Consider the following 20,316-nt stretch of genomic DNA (forward strand, 5'->3'; position numbering starts at 1 on the left):
ACGCGCCGAGAATCCAGAACAAGGACGCACCCCCATGGCACACCCTTCCACCCGTTTGCTTCGTCGCCTCAATCCCTACTGCGTCCAGGCGCTGAGTGCGGCGGCTTCGCTGTGCCAAAGTCGTGCCCATGGGCAGATCAGCATCGAGCACTGGTTGCTCAAGCTGCTGGAGCAAGGCGAGGGTGATTTGACCCTCATCGCGCGCCGCTACGAATGGGATATGGACGCGCTCTGGCGCGGGTTGCTCGACCATCTGGACAGCCTGCCGCGCAGTGTGCAGAGCAAGCCGCAGTTGTGTGGCAAGTTGCAGCTACTGATCAAGAACGCTTGGCTTCGTGCATCGCTGGACGACGAGAACAATGATTACCTGCGTTCAGTACACCTGCTCGGTGCGCTGCTGGAGACTCCCGGCCTGCTGGCTTGCGAGGCTGCCTGGCCGCTGCTCAGCCTCAGCGATACTCAGTTGCAGCATGTGCTTCCATTACTTGATCAACATTCCGAAGAGCGTCCACAGGTGCAGCAAGAAACTGCCCTGGGCCAAATAGAAGCGTCGCCAAACCTGCTCGCTACTACCCCATCCAGCGCCGCCAGGCACGATGCCTTGCAGGCCGTGCTGGACAAATTCACCCAGGACCTCACCGCCAAGGCCCGGGACGGGCGGATCGACCCGGTGTTCGGCCGCGACGATGAAATCCGTCAGGTTATCGACATCCTCAGTCGCCGCCGCAAGAACAACCCGATCCTGGTCGGCGAACCCGGGGTGGGCAAGACCGCCCTGGTCGAAGGCCTGGCCTTGCGCATCGCCCAGGGCAATGTCCCGGACAGCCTCAAGGCGGTCAGTGTGCGCACCCTCGACCTGGGTCTGTTGCAAGCGGGCGCCGGCGTCAAAGGCGAATTCGAACAACGCCTGAAAAACGTCATCGAGGCCGTGCAGCAGTCAGAAAACCCGGTGCTGCTATTTATCGACGAAGCCCATACCCTGATCGGCGCCGGCAACCAGGCCGGCGGTGCCGACGCGGCGAATCTGCTCAAGCCCGCCTTGGCCCGTGGAGAGTTGCGCACCATCGCCGCCACCACCTGGAGCGAATACAAACAGTACTTCGAGCGCGACGCCGCCCTGGAGCGGCGCTTCCAGAGGGTCAAGGTCGACGAGCCGGACGACGCCAATGCCAGCCTCATGTTGCGTGGCCTCAAGGCACGCTACGCCAGCCACCATGGCGTGCACATCCAGGATGCGGCGGTACAGGCCGCGGTCAGCCTGTCGCGGCGCTACCTGACCGGCCGCCAACTGCCGGACAAAGCCGTCGACCTGCTCGACACCGCCAGCGCGCGAGTGCGCATGAGCCTCGACTGCGAACCGCAGGCGCTGGTCCGACTCAAGGCCCGTCAGGCCGCTCTGGAGCTGGAGCGCCAGGCTCTGGAAGAGGATCGGCAACTCAGCGGCAGCAGCGCCAGTGAGCGTCTGACGCTGATCGCTGCGCAACAGGCCGAGCTGCACCGCCAGCAGATCGAGCTGGAGCAGCAATACCGCTACCAACTCGAGCTGACACAGCAACTGCTCGCCGCACGCCAGGCGGAACCACCCCGGATGGACGCCTGCGCGGAGCTGCAACGACAACTGACCACGGCCCAAGGCAACCAACCGTTGCTTTGCCTCGACGTCACCGCCCGCAGCGTGGCCGAAGTGATCGCCGACTGGACCGGAGTGCCGCTGGGCAGCCTGCTCAAGGACGAACACGCCAACCTGCTGGCGCTGGAACAGCAATTGGCTGAGCGTGTCATTGGTCAGGACCCTGCCCTGAGCGCTCTGGCCCAGCGTCTGCGGGCGGCCAAGACCGGCCTGACCGAAGAAAAAGCGCCACTGGGCGTCTTCCTGCTGGTGGGCACCAGTGGCGTCGGCAAGACCGAAACCGCCCTGGCGCTGGCCGACAGCCTGTTCGGTGGCGAGAAGTCGCTGATCACCCTCAACCTCTCCGAGTACCAGGAAGCCCACACCGTCAGCCAACTCAAAGGCTCGCCCCCTGGCTACGTCGGCTACGGCCAAGGGGGTGTGCTCACCGAAGCGGTGCGGCAACGGCCCTACAGCGTTGTACTGCTCGACGAAGTCGAGAAAGCCCATCGCGACGTACTCAATCTGTTTTACCAGGTCTTCGATCGCGGCTTCATGCGCGATGGCGAAGGGCGCGAAATCGACTTTCGCAACACCGTCATTCTCATGACCTCCAACCTCGGCAGCGACCCACTGCAAGCCTGTCTGCAGGAGCAGCCCGACACGCCTGACAACGCCCTGCAGGAACTGCTGCGGCCGATCCTGCGCGAGCACTTCCAGCCGGCCTTGCTGGCACGCTTTCAGACCCTGATCTACCGCCCACTGCAAGCCGACGCACTCAAGCGCATCGTCGCCCTCAAACTCGCCCAGGTCGCCAGGCGCCTGCAGCGCCACTACGGCCTGGACTGCCAGATCGAAGACCCCCTCAACGATGCCCTGGTTGCCGCCTGCCTGCTGCCCGACTCCGGCGCGCGCAACATCGACAGCCTGCTCAACCAGCAGATCCTGCCGGTGCTCAGCCAACAGCTGCTGCAACGCCAGGCGGCCCGGCAGAAAACCCACGGCGTGACCCTGGGCTACAGCGACGATGAAGGCATCACGCTGCACTTCACCGACGCACCGGACGCGGCACAACCCGTCGCCATGGAGGCCTGACATGACCAGCCCACTGCGCACCTTCTTCGACCACAGCCGCCACCAACTCCGCGTCCGCAATGTCGAGGCACGGCTCGACGTCCTGGCCTTCCACGGCGAAGAACGCCTGAGCCAGCCGTTCAGCTACGGCGTGGAATTCACCTGCCCCCAGCAGGACCTGGCCGCCGACCAGTTGCTCAACCAGGAGGCCAGTTTCAGCCTGCATGGCGCGCCGCAAAAACTGCCGTTCCTCGGCCTGAGCGCGCCCCCGGTCAAACCGCTGCGCACGCTGCACGGGGTGATAACCGGCTTCCAGCGCCTGTCCGGCTCCCACGACGAAGCCCGCTACGCAATCACCCTGCAGCCGCGCCTGGCGCTGCTCGGCCGTGGCCAACAGTTTCGCCTCTACCAGCACCAGTCGGTGCCGGAGATCGTCGAGCAGATCTTGCGCAGCCGCCACGACTTCCGCGGGCAGGATTTTTTCTTCGACCTGCACCGCGAATACCCTAAGCGCGAACAGGTCATGCAGTACGGCGAAAGCGACCTGGCCTTCATCGACCGGCTATTGGCCGAGGTCGGCATCTGGTACCGCTTCACCAGCGACGAACGCCTGCGCATCGACGTCGTCGAGTTCCACGACGACCAGCGCGCCTATCAGTTCGACGTCGAGCTGCCATACCGCCCGCCCGGCGGGCTGAACAGCAGCGGCCAGGACGGCGTATGGCACCTGCAGACCCACCACCAGGTGGTGGAACAGCACGTCAACATCCGCGCCTATCACGACCTTGACGCCAGCGCCCACCTCGACGGCGACATCGACCACAGCCGGGGCGCAAAAACCACCTACGGCGAGGCCTACCACTACGCCGAGCCCTACCGCGTGCTCGGCGACCGCTACCAACACTACGAAGACCTGCCCAGCGAAAGCGGCTACTTCTACGCACGCCTGCGCCACGAGCGCTACCTCAATGCCCAGACCCACCTCAGCGGCGTCAGCAGCAGCGCCAGCCTGGCCCCCGGCCAGGTGCTGAAGATCTCCGGCGGCGCGCCGCAGGCCTTCGCCCCCGGCGCGGTGATCACCCGGCTGAGCACCCACGCCGCGCGCGATGCCAGCTTCGAAGCCCGTTTCGAGGCGATGCCCTACGCGGAAAACGTCTGCTTCCGCCCGCCGTTGCCGGCCAAGCCGCAAATCGCCGGCACGGTGCCGGCCCGCGTCACCAGCTCGCGGCAAAACGACCCCTACGCTCATATCGACCTGCAAGGGCGCTACAAAGTGAACTTCCTGTTCGACCGCGATCAATGGCCCATCGGCCAGGAAAGCGCCTGGCTGCGCCTGGCCCGGCCCTACGCCGGCGACACCCACGGCCTGCACCTGCCCCTGCTCGCCGGCACCGAAGTGGCGGTGGCCTTCGAACAGGGCGACCCGGACCGCCCCTACATCGCCCATGCCCTGCACGACAACCGCCACCCCGATCCCGTCACCCTGCAAAACTACAAGCGCAACGTGCTGCGCACCCCGGCCAACAACAAACTGCGAATGGACGATACGCGCGGGCAGGAGCACATCAAGCTCAGTACCGAGTATGGCGGCAAGAGTCAGTTGAATCTGGGGCATGTGGTCGATGCCGAGAAGCAGAAGCGCGGGGAAGGGTTTGAACTGCGGACCGATGACTGGGGCGCCATTCGTGCAGGGAAAGGCCTGTTCATCAGTGCCGAGGGGCAGGCCAAGGCGCAGGGCCCGGTGCTCGACATGAGCGCCGCGATGGAGCGCTTGCAACAGGCCGGCGACCAACTGCAAAACCTCTCCGTCGACGCCCAGGCCAGCCAGACCGACCCGGCCGATGTGCAGGCGCAACTGAACCTGCTCAAGCAAGACCTGGCGCAGCTCAAGTCATCGGTGCTGCTGCTCAGCGCGCCCCAGGGCATCGCCCTGACCAGCGGCAAGCACCTGCAGTTGGCGGCGCAAAACAACCTGATGCTCAACGCCGGAGGCGAGGCCGACATCAGCGTGGTCAAACGCCTGTTCATCGGCGTGGGGCAGGGGCTGAGCCTGTTCGTGCGCAAGCTGGGTATCAAGCTGATCGCCAACCAGGGACCGGTGAGCGTGCAAGCGCAGAACGACAAAATCGAGCTGATGGCTCGCCATGAGCTGGACATCACCAGCACCGAAGACGAGATCCGCATCACCGCCAAGAAGAAAATCACCCTCAACGCCGGTGGCAGCTACATCACCCTGGATGCGTGCTGCATCGAATCGGGCACGGCGGGTGACTACACCGTCAAGGCGGCGCATTTCGAGGCCCGAGGCCCAGCGAGTCAGGTGCTTCAAATGCCGCCGCTAGCTCGCTTGACCGAGCATGCAAGCGAGTCCCCGGGGCGTACGGATTTCTCCGGCTGACATCTTTTTGCACAACAAGGAGCGACATTTCACATGGCCAGTTTGCTTTCCCGTTTTTTTGGATTTCACGACAACCGCAGGGACTCGCGGGTTGATCGGCCGGCTGCGCCGGTCTTGCCGACGCCCGACACCCATCCCGTCCCATTGTCTCCAGAACCCAGTACCGACGCCCTGCCACCGCTGAAAAACTGGAGCCATCCGTTCAAGGACCCGCGCAACCCGCTGCTGCAGTTGACCCACCTGGCCAAGGCGACGGCGGGTTACTACCCCCTGGGACGCAACGGCCTGTGGCACGGTGGCGTGCATTTCGACAGTGGCACCGCCGACGGCCTGGATCAATCCAGCGTGCAGTGCCTGGCCGACGGTGAAGTGGTGGCTTATCGCATCGACACGCATTCGCCGACCACGGCCTACTTCGTCAACAAGCTGACCGTCGAGAAACCCTTCTCGCGCAATTTCGTGCTGGTTCGACATCGGTTGCAGCCACCCAAAATCGAAGGCAGCCCGGATACGCCGCCCAGCCTGACCTTCTACAGCCTGTACATGCACCTGCAGGACTGGGCGGTGTACCAGGAGAACTCCGCCATCGCTCGCCCGGCGTTCTGGCCCGAGGCGCCGACCCGACGCGTCAAGGAGTCGGCGAATGACGTACGCCCCGGAAATCTTGAGCAGCGTGGCCTGAACGTGCGCAACCAGGCCGCCTGGCGGGGCAAGGTGCTCGACCTCCTGCCACGGGGGGCGGAGGTGACCGTCAGCGGCGAGGGTGATTACCGCAAGCTGGAGAACACCCTTGGCCCGGCCAAGCTGATCAACACCGATGGATCGCTGCGCGGCTATGTTTCCATCACTCAGCTGAGACAGAGTGCCGGGGACGAATATCACGTCGCGACACGCTGGGGCTCGCTCAATGTCTACGCCGAACCGAGCTTTACCAGCGAGGTTCTCATGGAACTGCCGGATGGCACGCACGTCACGGTCAGTGGTGAAGGCGAGTACCGCAAGCTGGAACGCGTCAACCAGTACGTGCATTTCAAATCGCTGCAAGGCGCGCAGAAACCGCTGGCAGCGGATCGGGTGGTGGTGCTCGAAACGCCCGTCGCGATCAAGGCCGGAGCGCTGATCGGTCACCTTGGTAGGTACCAGGACGGCGGCGCGGACCAGCCAGAAGAGAAGCTGCATCTGGAAGTGTTCAGTGGCGATGACATCGATTTATTCATCGAAGCCAGTCGCGCCTGGGCCCTACACCTGCCGGATAAAGACAAAAACTGGCTGAAGCTCGCCCAAGGCACCGCTGTGGTGACTCATCCAGAAAATGCCACTGCCGCACAACTGAAAATATTGAGTGCCGCCAGCCCACTCAGTGCTGCCGACTTGTTAGTCCCCAAAAGTTTGCTTGATGGTCTGCCGGCCGACAGAAAAATCCAGGTGACCGCGAGCGAGAGCCGCAAAGCCTGCAACTGGTATCGCCTGGATGGGCTGCTGCACGACGTGGACAACAAGCTGCTCGACGGCTGGGTGCGCGAAGAAGTAGGCGTCACGCCTTGGCTCAGTCCGTGGTCGTGGGAGGGCTATGACGTTATTTTCGACTACAGCACGCCCAAACACGCCATGGCCTCGTTTCTCAGTGCTGTCGACCACTTCAGTGAAGCGCAACGCGAACGTTATCGTCCCCTGGCCGACAAAGACGACCAAGGGCCGATGAAGAGCCGGCTGTACGACATCATCGACCGCAACCGCGACGGCAAGATGACCGCCGAAGAACTGCAAGCAGTCCTCCACCTGCCGGCCCACGCGCAAGCGATCTCGCAGTTGATCATCCGCAAAGAAAGTGAGTGGTTTCACCAGGCGCAGAAGTGGGACGCGCTGGATGAGTTGCTCGGCCATAGCGGGTCGACTCCACACTTGAACTGGTTGGCGGAGAAACAGCGGATCGAGCAACTGAGTTGGTGGGGGGCGGTCGCGGAAGGGGTGGGATTGCCATCGTGGGGGAAGGCATATCACTTTCATCCCGTGGGGTTGAAGGGGTGGTTCGAAACTAGTGATCGGAAAATTACTGTAGAGCTTTTAGAAAAGGTTACGGGGAAAACTGGAAATTGGTTTACGGGGCGAGGGGGCGGGCGCACCTTTGTTGATGATTTTCAGGAAAACTATCCATTAATATATAAATATGATAAGTATGAGTTTGTTGCTCATTTGAATGATGCTCTTGAAAGATACCAAATAACAACTCCACACCAGCAGGCACATTTCGTTTCTCAGTGTTTTCACGAGTCTGCTGCCTTTGAAACAACTATCGAGTTTGCGTCCGGGGAGCAGTACAACCCTGGTAGGCATGTTAATGCTGTAGCGAGTGGGAATACGGAGATCGGTGATGGTCCAAAATATAAAGGGAGGGGTTTGATTCAGCTTACTTGGAAAAATAATTATGCATCTTACTCGAGCTATGCGGGAATTGACTTTGTGCGCGCTCCAAATTTAGTTGCTGAGAGTATGTTTAATGCCATAGATGTTTCGTGTTGGTATTGGCGGCGCAGCGGGGCGGTGAGCAGAAAATATAATGCGCAGGGTGATATTAACGTTTTGATAGATAATGAACCTAACAATGTCAATCTCGTGACGTTAGCGGTAAATGGGGGTGACAATGGACTGCATGAGCGAATAAAAATATACGAAGCAATACGAAAAGAGTGGGGGCTTACGTAAATGAATGTATTTAGATTGGTGTCGGCAGCTGGCTTACTATTTGTTTTATGTTTTTTTTCGTTTGGTGTTAGCGCTGAGTCGTCGCTACCAAAATTACAGATAGATCGTCGTGCACCTCTTGCAATGTCTGTTTTTTTTCAAGGGGAAACGTACCCATTATTACTGCCTAGTGATTTTCTGAAGGAGGTTGAAGGCGTATATGACGATGTTTACATTGAGGATTTAAATGATGACGGTATAGGGGAAGTGGTTTTTCGTCTAGATGGGGGAGGTGTAAATGCTTGCTCGAAGGTGTTGCATTACAAGATTGCTGATCGCTCCCTAGCTGAATTAGACTTCGGTGATGGGCTTTTGTGTAATTTTAAAGTTCGTCGTGGCTATATTGTTAGTTCCTATAGGGATGGTGCGGTCTGGACGGAAAATGTCTATCGCATTAGAAATGGAGAAGTGGAAGTTGAAGTTTCAGATAGTTGTGTAGGGTGCGGAGAGATTAAGCGGAAAATGTATAACTTGGATGGCTCGTTTACTCGGCTTCTGGTTTCCGATGATATTGATTTTGAACGTAGAGTACCATTGACTGCTAAGGTTTCTTCTCTTCGAGCAGATATTTTTAGTTTGCCAGAAATTTCGAGGCGAACAAATAAATACTTAATTCGAGGAGACAAGGTTGCGCTGCTCGACTTTTTTAAAGACGACAATGGTGAAGATTGGGTTGAAATCAGGTTTTCGGAGGTCGTCTCAACTGAAGGGTGGATGAAGTACAGTGAACTCGAATTGTGCGATGGATGTTAATGTATGAAATCATGGGGGGATGGCAATTGCCCCTTTGGTTTCTTGTTGTATTCGGTCGTGAAGATTTAATGTGGTGTTAATGGGGGTGGGTTTGAAAAGCGTTAGTTGCTAATTAATGTTTATAGGGTGTTGGTTCTGTGGAGTTTGTATCGGGTGCGGTTAATTTGTGTAGCGACTTCTATGTTTGGAATATGTAATGGCAAGAGTCTGTGCGATTAAGCATGGGGTTCGGTTTTTAGGGTAGGGATAACCATGAAAGGCATCATTCGTATTGGTGACATAACAACTAGCGGCCGCGCCGTTTTCACAGGTTCGGTTGTAGTGAAATTTGCAAGTATCCCAGTGGCTCGTGAGGGGGACCCTGTGCTGTGCTCGATTCCTGGCCATGACCGTACGGTTATCGCAGAAGGGCATCCAATATTTAAAAACAACGGTATTCCGATTGCATTTGACGGTCAGCTCTGCGCCTGCGGTGGTGCATTGATTTCCTCATGGTCTGAAGCGAGGGCGAGTTAGTCATGCCGGTCAGACTGGATAAAGTACCTGCTCTCGCGCTGCGTCCTGCCCGACCTCGCATCTGGCTTTGGCTCGTGTTGCTGTTGCTGTGTTTATTGCTGGGTGTGGGAGGGACGTTATTGTTCGGCGATGAGCCATTGCGCCAGAGGCCTGTTGATTTCTGGGGCTTGGCCTTAGGCCTACCGATCCTGGGCTGGTGTGTGCTGGGTTTCGTGCGAGTGCTGTTTCACATCGGCGAACAGTCTGCTGCCGATGGCTGGGATGAAGCCCGCGAAGACGACATGATCCGCAAGATTCGTCAGGGACGACGGTCGCAGCAAGTGTTGGGGGTGAGTTTGTACACCGCCCTGCAAGATTTAGCGGACGAGCCAACCGCCCAACTCGAAGCTTTGCTGAGCGGGACCGAGGCGCTGAAGACGCAACCGGCCAGGATGGACGGTGCAACGGTGAGTCACAGCCGCTTAATTGAAGACTCCGGTGAAGACCTGGAAGCGGTACTGTTGAGTGTATTGGAGCAGAGGCTCGCTGACCTGGCACCGATCCTGGCGCAATTGTCTGACGATAAACCTTTGGCCCTGTTACTGGAGGTCGACAGCAGGTTACCAGAGGACCAGTGGCGCCCTGCGTGGCGAAAGATATGGCGAGAGTCCGGCATCCGCCGATCGACGGTACCCGTCGAGGGCAGTGGACTGGCCGCGGTGGATCAGTGGCTCGACCAGCACATCGGCGATCAGGCCTTGCTGTTGGTGCTGGCAGTGCAGCTTGCACCGGAAAAGCTCGAGGGCACGGCAGAAGTCGCCGTCGGCTTGTTGTTTGGCAATCGTCTGACGCAAACCAGCTTGGCGCCGATCGCCTACCTCCACCGTCCTGAGCAGGAGCGCAAGCCCACCGACGCGGATCTGCTCTACGCCACGCGTCAAGCCCTCGACTGGGTGCCGCTTCAAGCGAAGTCAATCGAGAAGGCCTGGCGGGTGGGTATCGACCCACAACGTCATGCCGCCATTGCGACCGTGTTGGTTGACGTCCCCATGCCGGTCAAGCAGCCGCAGGGTTTGTGCAACCTTGATGCGTTGCTTGGGCATCCGGGTAAAGCATCACCTTGGCTGGCCATCGCTGCCGCGGCGCAGACGATTGAGCGCGGCGCCGGGCCGCAATTCATTTTCAGTGGTGGTGGCGCTGCCACAGCCGGACTCTGGGGCACGGTGTTGATGCCTGTGTCACCACTTTCGAAATAGGAATCTCGAATGCAGTTTCGACGCTCTGTAGGGATGGGTGTGTGGGTTGGCCTGCTGTTGCTGACCGGTGTGGTCTTGGGTGTACTGGTTTGGCACTCCCCTGAATCGCTGGGTCTTGCGGCCGGCAGTGACCGGCAAATGATCTGGCTTTGGGTGATATCGGCTACGACCTTGGTCGTCGTGGTGATCCTGGGAGGGTACCACCTGCTGGGACGTCAGCTAGGGCATTCGGCCTATCACCGGCTCGACGCGGATGATGTTGTCCAGCCTGCGCAACCCACTGCCACTGCATCTTTTGACACTCGGGCGCAGCCGAACGACGCCGTTAAATCGTACTTGCGCGAGCGCTACGGCCTCTTCTGGCGCCGCAAAGTCCGCCTGCTGCTGGTCGTCGGCGAGCCAACGCAGATCGAAGCCATTGCCCCGGGCCTGACCGAGCAGCAGCCGTGGCTGGAAGGTCAGGACACCGTGCTGCTGTGGGGCGGCAGCCTGCAGGGCGAAGCCGATCAGGCCGACCTCGGCCAATGGCGCCGACTGAGCCGTTGGCGCGGCCTGGACGGGGTGGTCTGGGCGTTGAACAACAGCCAGAGTGCCGATGCGGCCCAGATGGGCACCGGGGTGCGCCGCCTGCGGGACCGGGCCGGGACGCTGGGCTGGCAATTGCCATTGCACCTGTGGCAGGTCTGCGACAGTGAATGGTCGCAGGACAAACGCCATTCCCAGCCGGTCGGTTGCCAGTTGCCCTCAGGTTTCACCGCCGTCGAGTTGGACACCTGTCTGGAGCGCTTGCTGCAGCCGTTGCGCCAGCAAGGCCTGGCGCAGATGAACGAGGTGATGGGCCATGACTTTCTGCTACGCCTGTCCCGCGATCTGCAGGCCGAGGGCATCGCCCGCTGGCGTCAGGCGCTCGCGCCCTGGCTCGGCGAGTTCACCCGTGGCGTGCCATTGCGCGGGCTGTGGTTCAGCCTGCCGCTGAAGCGAGCGCCAGCACTGTTGAAACATGATTGGCTGGCGGACCCGGTTTGGCATGGTGTGCTCGACGACCGGGCCCCCAGTGCTCGCCGTTTTGGCTGGAGCGCGCCGCGGGTCGGTTACGCGCTGGTACTGAGCCTGGCCGCGCTGTGGGGCGCCGGCCTGCTGCTGTCGTTCGCCACTAACCGCGCTCAGATCGCCCAGGTGCAGAGCTCGCTGGTGGCCCTCGAGCAGTCGGGGGGCGGCGACGCGCACCTGCTGGCGCTGAACGACCTGGTGCGCGAACTGGCGCGCCTGGATTACCGCGCCGAACACGGCGTGCCCTGGTACCAGCGCTTCGGCCTGAACCAGAACCCCGTCCTGCTCGAGGCCCTGTGGCCGCGCTACGTCGAGGCCAACCAGCGGCTGCTGCGTGACCCGGCCGCGGCCAACCTGCAGCAGCAGCTCAGCGCCCTGGTCCAGCTGCCGCCGGACAGTCCCGAACGCGCCCAGCGGGCCCGGCTGGCCTACGACCAGCTCAAGGCCTACCTGATGCTGGCGCGTCCGGAAAAAGCCGACGCGAGCTTTCTGGTCAAGGTCCTGAACGAGGCCGAGCCGACGCGCGCCGGTGTCTCGCCGGGCCTCTGGCAAGGCCTGGCGCCGACCCTGTGGCAGTTCTACGCCGAGCAGCTGGCGGCGCATCCGGCCTGGCGCATCGAGGCCGATCCGAAGTTGGTGGCGCAGGCCCGCCAGGTGCTGCTCGGCCAGTTGGGCCAGCGCAACGCCGAAGCCAGCCTGTACCAGCAGGTGCTCGACGCGGCGGCTCATCACTACCCGGCGTTGAGCCTGCCACAGCTGGTCGGCGAGACCGATGCCGGGGCGTTGTTTGCCAGCCAGGCCAGCGTCCCGGGCGTGTTCACCCGCCAGGCCTGGGAGGGCCAGGTGCGCCAGGCCATCGACGCCATCGCCCAGGCGCGCCGCGAGGAAATCGACTGGGTGCTCAGCGACCAACCCGCCGATATCGCCGCCGAGCTGAGCCCGGAGCTGCTCCGGCAGCGTCTCACCGAGCGCTACTTCCAGGACTACAGCAGCGCCTGGCTGGGCTTCCTCAACCGCCTGCGCTGGCAGCAGGCCGCCAGCCTGAGCGAGGTGATCGACCAACTGACGCTGATGAGTGACGTGCGTCAGTCGCCGCTGATCGCCCTGATGAACACCTTGGCCTACCAGGGCCAGGCCGGCACCCGCCACCAGGCGTTGGCCGACTCGTTGATGCAGTCCGCGCAAAAGCTGATTGCCCAGGACCCGGTGCCGGTGATCGACCAGCAGCTGCAGCGACCGAGCAGCCCACTGGACGCCACCTTCGGCCCGTTGCTGACCCTGCTGGGCAAGAAGGATCCCGAGGGCCAGACCGGCAACGACGCCCTGAGCCTGCAGGCGTTTCTCACCCGGGTGACGCGGGTGCGCCTGAAACTGCAGCAAGTGAGCCACGCCCCCGACCCGCAGGCCATGACTCAGGCCCTGGCGCAGACGGTGTTCCAGGGCCAGAGCGTCGACCTGACCGACACCCAGTCCTACGGCAGCCTGATTGCCGCCAGCCTCGGCGCGGAGTGGGCCGGGGTCGGCCAGACGCTGTTCGTGCAGCCGCTGGAGCAGGCCTGGCAGCGGGTTTTGCAACCCTCGGCGGCCGGCCTCAACAGCCAATGGCAGCGGGCGATTGTCAGCGACTGGCACCGCGCCTTTGCCGGCCGCTACCCGTTTGCCGCCACCGCCAGCGACGCCTCCCTGCCAATGCTTGGGCAGATGATCCGCGCCGACTCCGGGCGCATCGAGCAGTTTCTGCAGCGCCAACTGGGCGGGGTGTTGCGCAAGGAAGGCAGCCGCTGGGTGGCCGATCCACGGCATAGCCAGGGCTTGCAATTCAACCCGCAGTTCCTCGCGGCGATCAACCAGCTCAGCCACCTGGCCGACGTGCTCTACACCGACGGCGGCCTGGGCCTGGGTTTCGAACTGCGGGGCAAAGCCGTGCGCGACGTGGTGCAAACCAGCTTCATCCTCAATGGCGAGAAGCATCACTACTTCAACCAGAAGGAAAGCTGGCAGCGCTTCAACTGGCCGGGGCGCAGCGACCATCCGGGCGCCAGCCTGAGCTGGACCAGCGTGCACACCGGCGAGCGCCTGTTCGGTGACTTCCAGGGCACCTGGGGCCTGATCCGGCTGTTGGAAAAAGCCCGGATCACCCCGCTGGACGACGGCGACAGCCGCTACCGCATGGTCCTCAAGGCCCCCGATGGCCTGGGCCTGACCTGGCACCTGCGTACCGAACTGGGCGCGGGGCCGATGGCCCTGCTCAAGCTGCGCGGCTTCACGTTGCCGTCGCAGATATTTCTCGGCAAGGGCGGCGCGGCGGGGCCCTATGCGCAGAATGGGAGCTTTCAATGAGCCTGCACAGTTTGATCGCTAGTTGCCTGGGTAAGCGCGATGCGCTGTCCCTTACCCGTGAACAGGCTGAGCGCTGGCAGCCCTGGTTGCAGCCCATCAGCGCGGACTCGCCCGTAGGGGAAGACCCCGGTTATGACGACGACTTCCAGCGCATGCGCGAAGAGGTCAACAAACTGTCCGGAGCGGACACCGAACGGGTGGTGCAACTGGCGCAGAAGCTGCTGACCCAGACCTGCAAGGATCTGCGCGTGGCCACCTACTACCTGTGGGCGCGCTTGCACAAGGACGGTGAGGCGGGGCTGGCCGACGGACTAAACCTGCTGGCTGCCCTGGTGGAGGGTTACGCCGCCGAGGTGCTGCCGGCGCGGCCCAACAGCCGCAAGATGGCCCTGGAGTGGCTGGCCAGCAACAAGGTGCTGGACAGCCTGTCGCTGTATCCGGAGGTGGTGAAGAGCGAGGCTGAGCGCACGGTGGCGGCACTGGCCTGGCTGGAGCGTGGCCTTGGCGCCTGGCCGCAGGACCAGCGTCCAGCCCTGGGCGCACTGTATGCCGCGTTGTCCGCCCGGCTGGCGCAGTCCGGCGGGGTGGATGCGCTGGTGCCGCAGAACAGTGCCAGTCACGAGTTGAACGCTCAAACGGGTGCACCGAACACCACGGCGATCAAATCCGGACGCGATTTGCTGGACAGCGGCCGGGCCCTGGCGGGTTACTTGCGCGAGCAGCCCCAGGGCTGGCTGGCGGCCCATCGGTTGATGAAGAGCCTGCGCTGGGACACCGTGCACCAGGCCCCGCCCCAGGACGCCAACGGCAATACTCGCCTGGCACCGCCGCGTGGCGACTATCGGGCACAACTCAAGCGGCTGTATCTGCAACAGAGCTGGAATGAATTGCTCGATCAGGTCGAGCGGGTGTACGCCGAGGGGGTGAACCATTTCTGGCTGGACCTGCACTGGTACCTGTACCAGGCACTGAGCAAACAGCCCGCGCCACAGGAAAGCTGGGCCGATATCGTCAAGCGTGATCTGGGCATGTTCCTCGAGCGTCTGCCGGGCCTGGAAGTGCTGTGCTGGAACGACGGTACAGCCTTCGCCGACGAGACCACCCGCGAGTGGATCACCCAGCACGTCAGCGGCAATCGCCCCCAGCAGTGGCAGCCTGCTCAGGCGGTTGCACCGGCAACCGCGGATGCCGAGATCCTGTCTCTGGAAGACGAAGCCCTGGCGCAGGCCGACAGCGATGGCGTGGAACCCGCGCTGGCCTGGCTGGCCGCGCGGCCTGGCGTGCAGACCGGGCGGCAGCGCTGGCTGCTGCGCCTGCTGATGGCGCGGGTGGCCGAGCAATACGGCAAGAGCGATCTGGCCATCCACCTGCTGGGCGAACTGGATGCCACTGCCCAGCGCCAGGCGCTTACGGATTGGGAGCCCGAGTTGAATTTCGAGGTCAAGGCACGCCTGCTCAAGCTGTTGCGCTTGAAAGCGCAACGCAACGGTGCGGACAAGCTGACCCTGGCTCGACAGATGGAGGCGCTGCTGGCGGCGCTGGTAGCGATTGACCCGGTACGCGCCGCAGTGCTCTGCGGTTAAACCTCATTCATCAGGATTCTTTCATTGAGCATCGACAATCTGACACTGCATTACTTCGACGCCGAGATGCGCTATCTGCGCGAGGCTGGCAAGGAATTCGCAGAAGCTTTCCCGGACCGGGCGGCACAGCTGAACCTGGACAAGCCGGGAGCGCGCGACCCTTATGTGGAACGCCTGTTCGAGGGCTTTGCCTTTTTGATGGGACGACTGCGCGAGAAGCTCGACGATGACCTGCCGGAACTGACCGAAGGCCTGGTCAGTCTGTTGTGGCCGCATTATCTGCGCACTATTCCTTCGCTCTCGGTCATCGAGCTGGTGCCTGATCTCAAGCAGATGAAGCACCGCGAGCCGATCGGCAAGGGCTTCGAAGTGCTGTCGCAGCCCATCGGGCCGCAGCGCACCCGGTGCCGCTACAGCACCACCGAGGATCTGCTGCTGCAGCCACTCGCCCTGGAGTCTCTGCGACTTGACCACGAGCCGGATGGTCGTTCGGTGCTGCGTCTGCGCTTTGCCTGCGGTAATTTGACGGACTGGAGTGAGATCAACCTGAGCCGCCTGCCGCTGTACCTCAATGCCGACGCCCCGCTGGCCAGTGCATTGCACCAGGCGCTGACCCTGAACACTCAGGCGTTGTACGTGCGCCTGCCGGGGCAGACGGACCGCCATGCGCTGGACGGCCATTTTGCGCCCAAGGGTTTCGCCGATGAGGATCGCCTGTGGCCCAAGGGCGACAGCGCCTTCAGCGGTTATCAGTTGCTGCTGGAGTATTTCACCTTCCGCGAGAAATTCATGTTCGTGACCCTCTGTGGGCTGGAACACCTGAGCATCGCCCCAGGTGTGCCCTGGTTCGAACTCGAAGCGGTGCTTAGCGAGCCGTGGCCTCACGAGTTCAATCTGAGCGCAGAGCACCTTCGCCTGCATGCCGTTGCGGTAATCAATCTGTTCTCGTTGGAGGCCGACCCACTGACCCTGGCGCCCTTGCAAACCGACTACCTGCTGCGACCCATGCGTTTGCAGGACGGTCATACCGAGATTTATTCGGTGGATCGAGTCACCGCCTCAAGGAACGCCGAGCGCCAGGAATATGTGCCGTTCACCAGCTTTCGCCACAAGGGCGGCATGCTGCGCGTTGATGCGCCCGAACGTTACTTCCATACGCGCTTGAAGCGTGGCGCAAATGGTTTGCATGACACCTGGCTGATCCTGGGAGGCGAGGGCTTCGACAAGGATCAGTTGCACCAGAGCGAAAGCCTGTCGCTGCATCTGACCGGCACCAATGGGCAGCTGCCGCGCAAGGCGCTGCAAAGCACCTTGCTCGATACCCTGGTGCAATCCACCCAGACGGGCTTGCGGGTGCGCAACCTGTGCGCACCGACCTTGCCGTGCTACCCGCCGAACCGCGATCGTTTTCACTGGCGAGTGCTCAGCCACCTGGGGTCGAACTTCCTGCCGATGCTCGATAGCGCCGAGGTGCTGCGAGGCACCCTGGCGCTGTACGACTGGACGGGCAGCGAGCTGAACCGACGCCGCCTTGCAGCGATCGTCGAGGTTAGCCACCACTTGATCCAGCGCTTCGAGAAAGGCTTCCTGCTACGCGGGGTGGATATCGAAGTCACCCTGGATGCCAATGGCTTTTGCGGCGAAGGCGACATCAGCCTGTTCGGCGAGATGCTCAATCGCTTCTTTGGCCTGTACGCCGACATTCACTTATACAACCAGCTCACGCTGATCCTGCAACCTACTGGAAAGTGCCTGCGATGGAACGAGAACCACAGTCAGCGTATTCCCGGCTGAAAGCCGGCGGTTTACTGGAGGCGCTGGAGGGGCGGGTGGCTGAGGCCAATCTGTATCGCTTCTGCCAGTTGCTGGAACAGGCCTTGCCGAATCACCCGCCACTTGGCAGCACCACGCACCCGGCGGATGACCCGGTGCGCTTTCGGCCCGACCCTGGGATGGGATTTCCTGGCGGCGAACTGAAGGCTATCGAAACCTTTGATGCTGACCCGGAGCCCCGGCCACGGTGCGCACCCGCCTGCTCGGTCTGTACGGTGTCGACTCGCCGTTGCCGACGGCTTTTCTGGACGATATCGCCCAGCGTCGGGAGGGGCATGAGGCACTGGAAGCCTTCCTCGACATGTTCAACCACCGGATCTTCACCCAGTTTTACCGTATCTGGCGCAAGTACTCGTACCCGGCCACGTTTGAGGCTGGCGGTACCGATGCGACCTCGCAGTGCCTGCTGGGGCTGATCGGCCTGGGGATTCCCGGCACCGAAAAGCAGATTGCCACACCAATATCGCGCTTCCTGGCGCTGCTCGGCGTGATGCGTTTGCCGACCCGTAACGCTGAAGGCGTCATCGCGCTGGTCAAACTGTTGGCACCCAACACTCACACACGGGTGACGCCACACTGGCCGCAGAAAATCCCCTTGGCGCGGCCGGCCAGTCTGTCCTCGAACCATCCGGTGAGCTTGTCCCAAGGCACGCCGCTGGGCAGTGTCGGGCACGACGCCAACAGTCAGTTGCACCTGGCGTTGTTCACCGAGGACACCGACGAGGCCCGAGGCTGGTTGCCGGATGGCCAGTTGCACAACGACCTGCTGGTGCTGTTGCGGGTGTACCTGGGCTGGCGTTGCACCGCCAGGCTGCAGTTGTCGCTACCGGTGCGCAGCCTGCCGGAGCCGGTGCTGGGGCGAGCGCCAATACGGCTGGGCATGACCGCTGTACTGGGCTTGGGGGGCGATGCCTGGCAAGTCGCGGAATACGACACGATCATCATCAACCTGGGCCGCTACCAAGGCCTGCAGAACAACCCCCGGGACAGGGAGATACAGTATGTCGCATACCTTTTTTAAAGCATTGATGCTGGCAGCATCCGGTGCACTGCTCGGCGGTTGCGGGCTGACCCAGACCGTGACAGATGGCACCACCTCCACGGCTGGGGCGATTTTCTACAAGCAGGTAAAAACCCTGCACCTGGACTTTAGCGGTCGAGCGGCGATGAACACCGATGCGGCGGATATGAGCGCGTTGTCAGTGCCGACACTGGTGCGGGTGTACCAGCTGCGCGATAGCAAGGCGCTGGAGAAAGCGACCTACGACAGCGTGTTGAGCAACGGCGACAATGTGCTCAGAGCCGATCTGCTGGACGAGCGGGCACTGGTGGTGAAACCGGGTGAGGGCGCGCAGTTGAACGTGCCCATGGACCGGGGCGCGCAGTTCGTCGCGGTGGTCGCCTTGTTCCGCGAGCCGGATACGCGGATGAATACGTGGCGCCTGACCCTGGCCCGCGATGACCTGGAGCCGGATCGGGCGCGGGTGATCGAGTTGGGGGACGACCGGCTGACCCTGCGACCGTTGGCGAAGGAGTGAGGAATGCCCGAGCTCAATCCTTCGCTCTACGAAATGCTCCTGCAGAATTTCGCCGGCGAGCTGGACCTGTATCGAGTCGGCGAAGAGGACCAGTACACCCTGTCGGTGCTGGACAACCTGCAGCGCATCCTCAACAGCCGGGCTGGCACGCTCAGTCATCTGCCGGACTACGGTCTGCCGGATATGGGCCTGATCCTGCAGGGACTACCCGCCACGGCGCATGGGCTGATGGGCACCATGGCCCAGACCCTGCTCAAGTACGAGCCGCGTCTGGCGACGGTGAGCATCGAACTGCTGCCGCAGGCTCAGCCGGGTCATCTGGAATACGCCCTCGACCTGCAACTCAAAGGGGGCGAACGGGTGACCTTCGGCACGACCCTGGCGCCCGAGGGCAAGGTGTTGGTGCGCCACCTGAAGCGGCAGAACTACCTGTCGAAGTCGTGAAACCTCTAACGGAAAGGATGCTGGATGACGGCGTTGTTTGAAATGCGTATTCGAGTAGGCGGTGATCCACGCGGCTTCGGCGAGTTTATGGCGTTGCGTGATGAGCTGGCCAAACTGAGCCATCCGGCGTGTCCGGACGTGGACTGGGCCAAGGTGGAGCAATTGTGCCTGACGCTATTCCAGAAGAATGGGGCGGAATTGCAAACCGTGAGCTCTTTCGCGCTGGCTCGCAGCCAACGCCATGGTCTGGATGGCATGGCGCAGGGGGTGGCGCTGATAGAGACGCTGGTCTGCGAATGGCCGAGCTTGTGGCCAACAGTGGCGTCAGTGCGCCTGGATATCCTGGCCTGGTTGTTCGGTCAGCTGCAGCCGTTGCTGCGCAGCCTCGAGCTCAACGCACAGAGTCTGCCAGCGCTTGTCCATCTGGACACCGAGCTTGCGCGTTTGAACAAGCGGTTGGATGGCCAGGTGCAGGTCCCTCTGGTCACGCTGCAGGCTCTGCGCCAGCAGGTCGGCAGCCTGATGCAACGCTTGGAGCGAAACCTCTCTTCGGGCGAGGCAGTGCGGCAATCGACGAGGATGCTTGAACCGGCATTCGTGATGCCTGTGGTCATTCTGCCGGCCCTCCATGAACCCGAAGTGTCGGCCGCTCACCCAAAAACCAAGAGGCGTCGTATCGCCCTGTGGTTGTTCGCAGTGGCGGCTGCTATCGCCTTGGCCGGCTGGTTTGGGTGGAGGGACTGGCTGGCAGTTCCGGACAGTGATGGTTTACTGCCCGATCCGGTGCGTCTGGACAGTCTGTCATTGTTCGATGCAGGCAGCGCCGAGCTCAAGCCTGGCTCGACCAAGGTGCTGGTCAATGCCTTGGTCGACATCAAGGCCCAGCCAGGCTGGCTGATCGTCATCGCCGGGCATACCGATGCCACGGGCAACGCCGATCACAACCTCCAGCTGTCCCGCGCCCGCGCCTTGGCGGTGCGTGACTGGATGCAGCGCATGAGCGACATCCCCGACAGTTGCTTTGCTGTCCAGGGCATCGCAGCCAGTCAGCCGATCGCCAGCAATGACACCGAGTCCGGGCGAGCGGCCAACCGTCGTGTCGATATCCGCCTGGTGCCGCAAGTGGGGGCCTGTGGGCAAATGCCGATCAGTTAAGACGTTATGCGAACCGTAGCAGCTGCCGCAGGCTTCGCCAGCTGCT

12 protein-coding genes and 1 pseudogene are annotated in these 20,316 nt (G+C 62.1%); all 13 read left to right on the top strand.

Translation table 11 applies throughout. The features are described from left to right. Positions 1–34 precede the first annotated feature (34 nt). The 13 genes and pseudogenes from tssH (at position 35) to F8N85_RS00445 (ending at position 20,270) form a co-directional block, all read left to right on the top strand. A complete protein-coding gene (gene tssH, locus F8N85_RS00385) occupies positions 35–2,704 on the top strand; it encodes a type VI secretion system ATPase TssH (RefSeq protein WP_150801723.1) in 2,670 nt (889 codons plus the stop codon). Position 2,705: 1 nt separating this feature from the next. Then, complete coding sequence (locus F8N85_RS00390) at positions 2,706–5,081, top strand: type VI secretion system Vgr family protein (RefSeq protein WP_150801724.1); 2,376 nt, start codon at positions 2,706–2,708, stop codon at positions 5,079–5,081. A gap of 33 nt (positions 5,082–5,114) precedes the next feature. Beyond that, complete coding sequence (locus F8N85_RS00395; protein ID WP_150801725.1) at positions 5,115–7,784, top strand: glycoside hydrolase family 19 protein; 2,670 nt, start codon at positions 5,115–5,117, stop codon at positions 7,782–7,784. Next, positions 7,785–8,576, top strand: coding sequence for a hypothetical protein (locus F8N85_RS00400; RefSeq protein ID WP_150801726.1), 792 nt, complete (start codon positions 7,785–7,787; stop codon positions 8,574–8,576). Positions 8,577–8,828: 252 nt separating this feature from the next. Further along, positions 8,829–9,092, top strand: coding sequence for a PAAR domain-containing protein (locus F8N85_RS00405; protein ID WP_150801727.1), 264 nt, complete (start codon positions 8,829–8,831; stop codon positions 9,090–9,092). A gap of 2 nt (positions 9,093–9,094) precedes the next feature. Continuing rightward, complete coding sequence (locus F8N85_RS00410) at positions 9,095–10,327, top strand: hypothetical protein (protein WP_150801728.1); 1,233 nt, start codon at positions 9,095–9,097, stop codon at positions 10,325–10,327. 9 nt (positions 10,328–10,336) lie between these two features. Further along, positions 10,337–13,717, top strand: coding sequence for an ImcF-related family protein (locus F8N85_RS00415; protein ID WP_150801729.1), 3,381 nt, complete (start codon positions 10,337–10,339; stop codon positions 13,715–13,717). Beyond that, positions 13,714–15,300: a type VI secretion system protein TssA gene (tssA, locus tag F8N85_RS00420; RefSeq protein WP_150801730.1), complete on the top strand. Its 1,587-nt coding sequence runs from the start codon at positions 13,714–13,716 to the stop codon at positions 15,298–15,300. The genes F8N85_RS00415 and tssA overlap by 4 nt, the downstream gene beginning before the upstream one ends. Before the next feature lie 24 nt (positions 15,301–15,324). Further along, positions 15,325–17,094: a type VI secretion system baseplate subunit TssF gene (gene tssF, locus F8N85_RS00425; protein WP_150801731.1), complete on the top strand. Its 1,770-nt coding sequence runs from the start codon at positions 15,325–15,327 to the stop codon at positions 17,092–17,094. Beyond that, positions 17,058–18,154 (top strand): annotated as a pseudogene (tssG, locus tag F8N85_RS00430) (type VI secretion system baseplate subunit TssG). Before tssF ends, tssG begins: the two are co-directional and overlap by 37 nt. Further along, positions 18,135–18,671 carry a type VI secretion system lipoprotein TssJ gene (gene tssJ, locus F8N85_RS00435; RefSeq protein WP_150801732.1) on the top strand — a complete coding sequence of 179 codons (537 nt, stop codon included), beginning with the start codon at positions 18,135–18,137 and terminating at the stop codon, positions 18,669–18,671. The pseudogene tssG and the gene tssJ overlap by 20 nt, the downstream one beginning before the upstream one ends. A gap of 3 nt (positions 18,672–18,674) precedes the next feature. Further along, positions 18,675–19,115, top strand: a complete 441-nt coding sequence (gene tssE / locus F8N85_RS00440; protein WP_150801733.1) for a type VI secretion system baseplate subunit TssE — start codon at positions 18,675–18,677, stop codon at positions 19,113–19,115. 24 nt (positions 19,116–19,139) lie between these two features. Next, on the top strand, positions 19,140–20,270 hold the full coding sequence (locus F8N85_RS00445; protein ID WP_150801734.1) for an OmpA family protein: 1,131 nt from the start codon (positions 19,140–19,142) through the stop codon (positions 20,268–20,270). The last annotated feature ends 46 nt before the right edge of the window (positions 20,271–20,316 follow it).

It is taken from the genome of Pseudomonas fluorescens (assembly GCF_902497875.1).
GTDB classification, from domain to species: Bacteria; Pseudomonadota; Gammaproteobacteria; order Pseudomonadales; family Pseudomonadaceae; genus Aquipseudomonas; species Aquipseudomonas fluorescens_BR.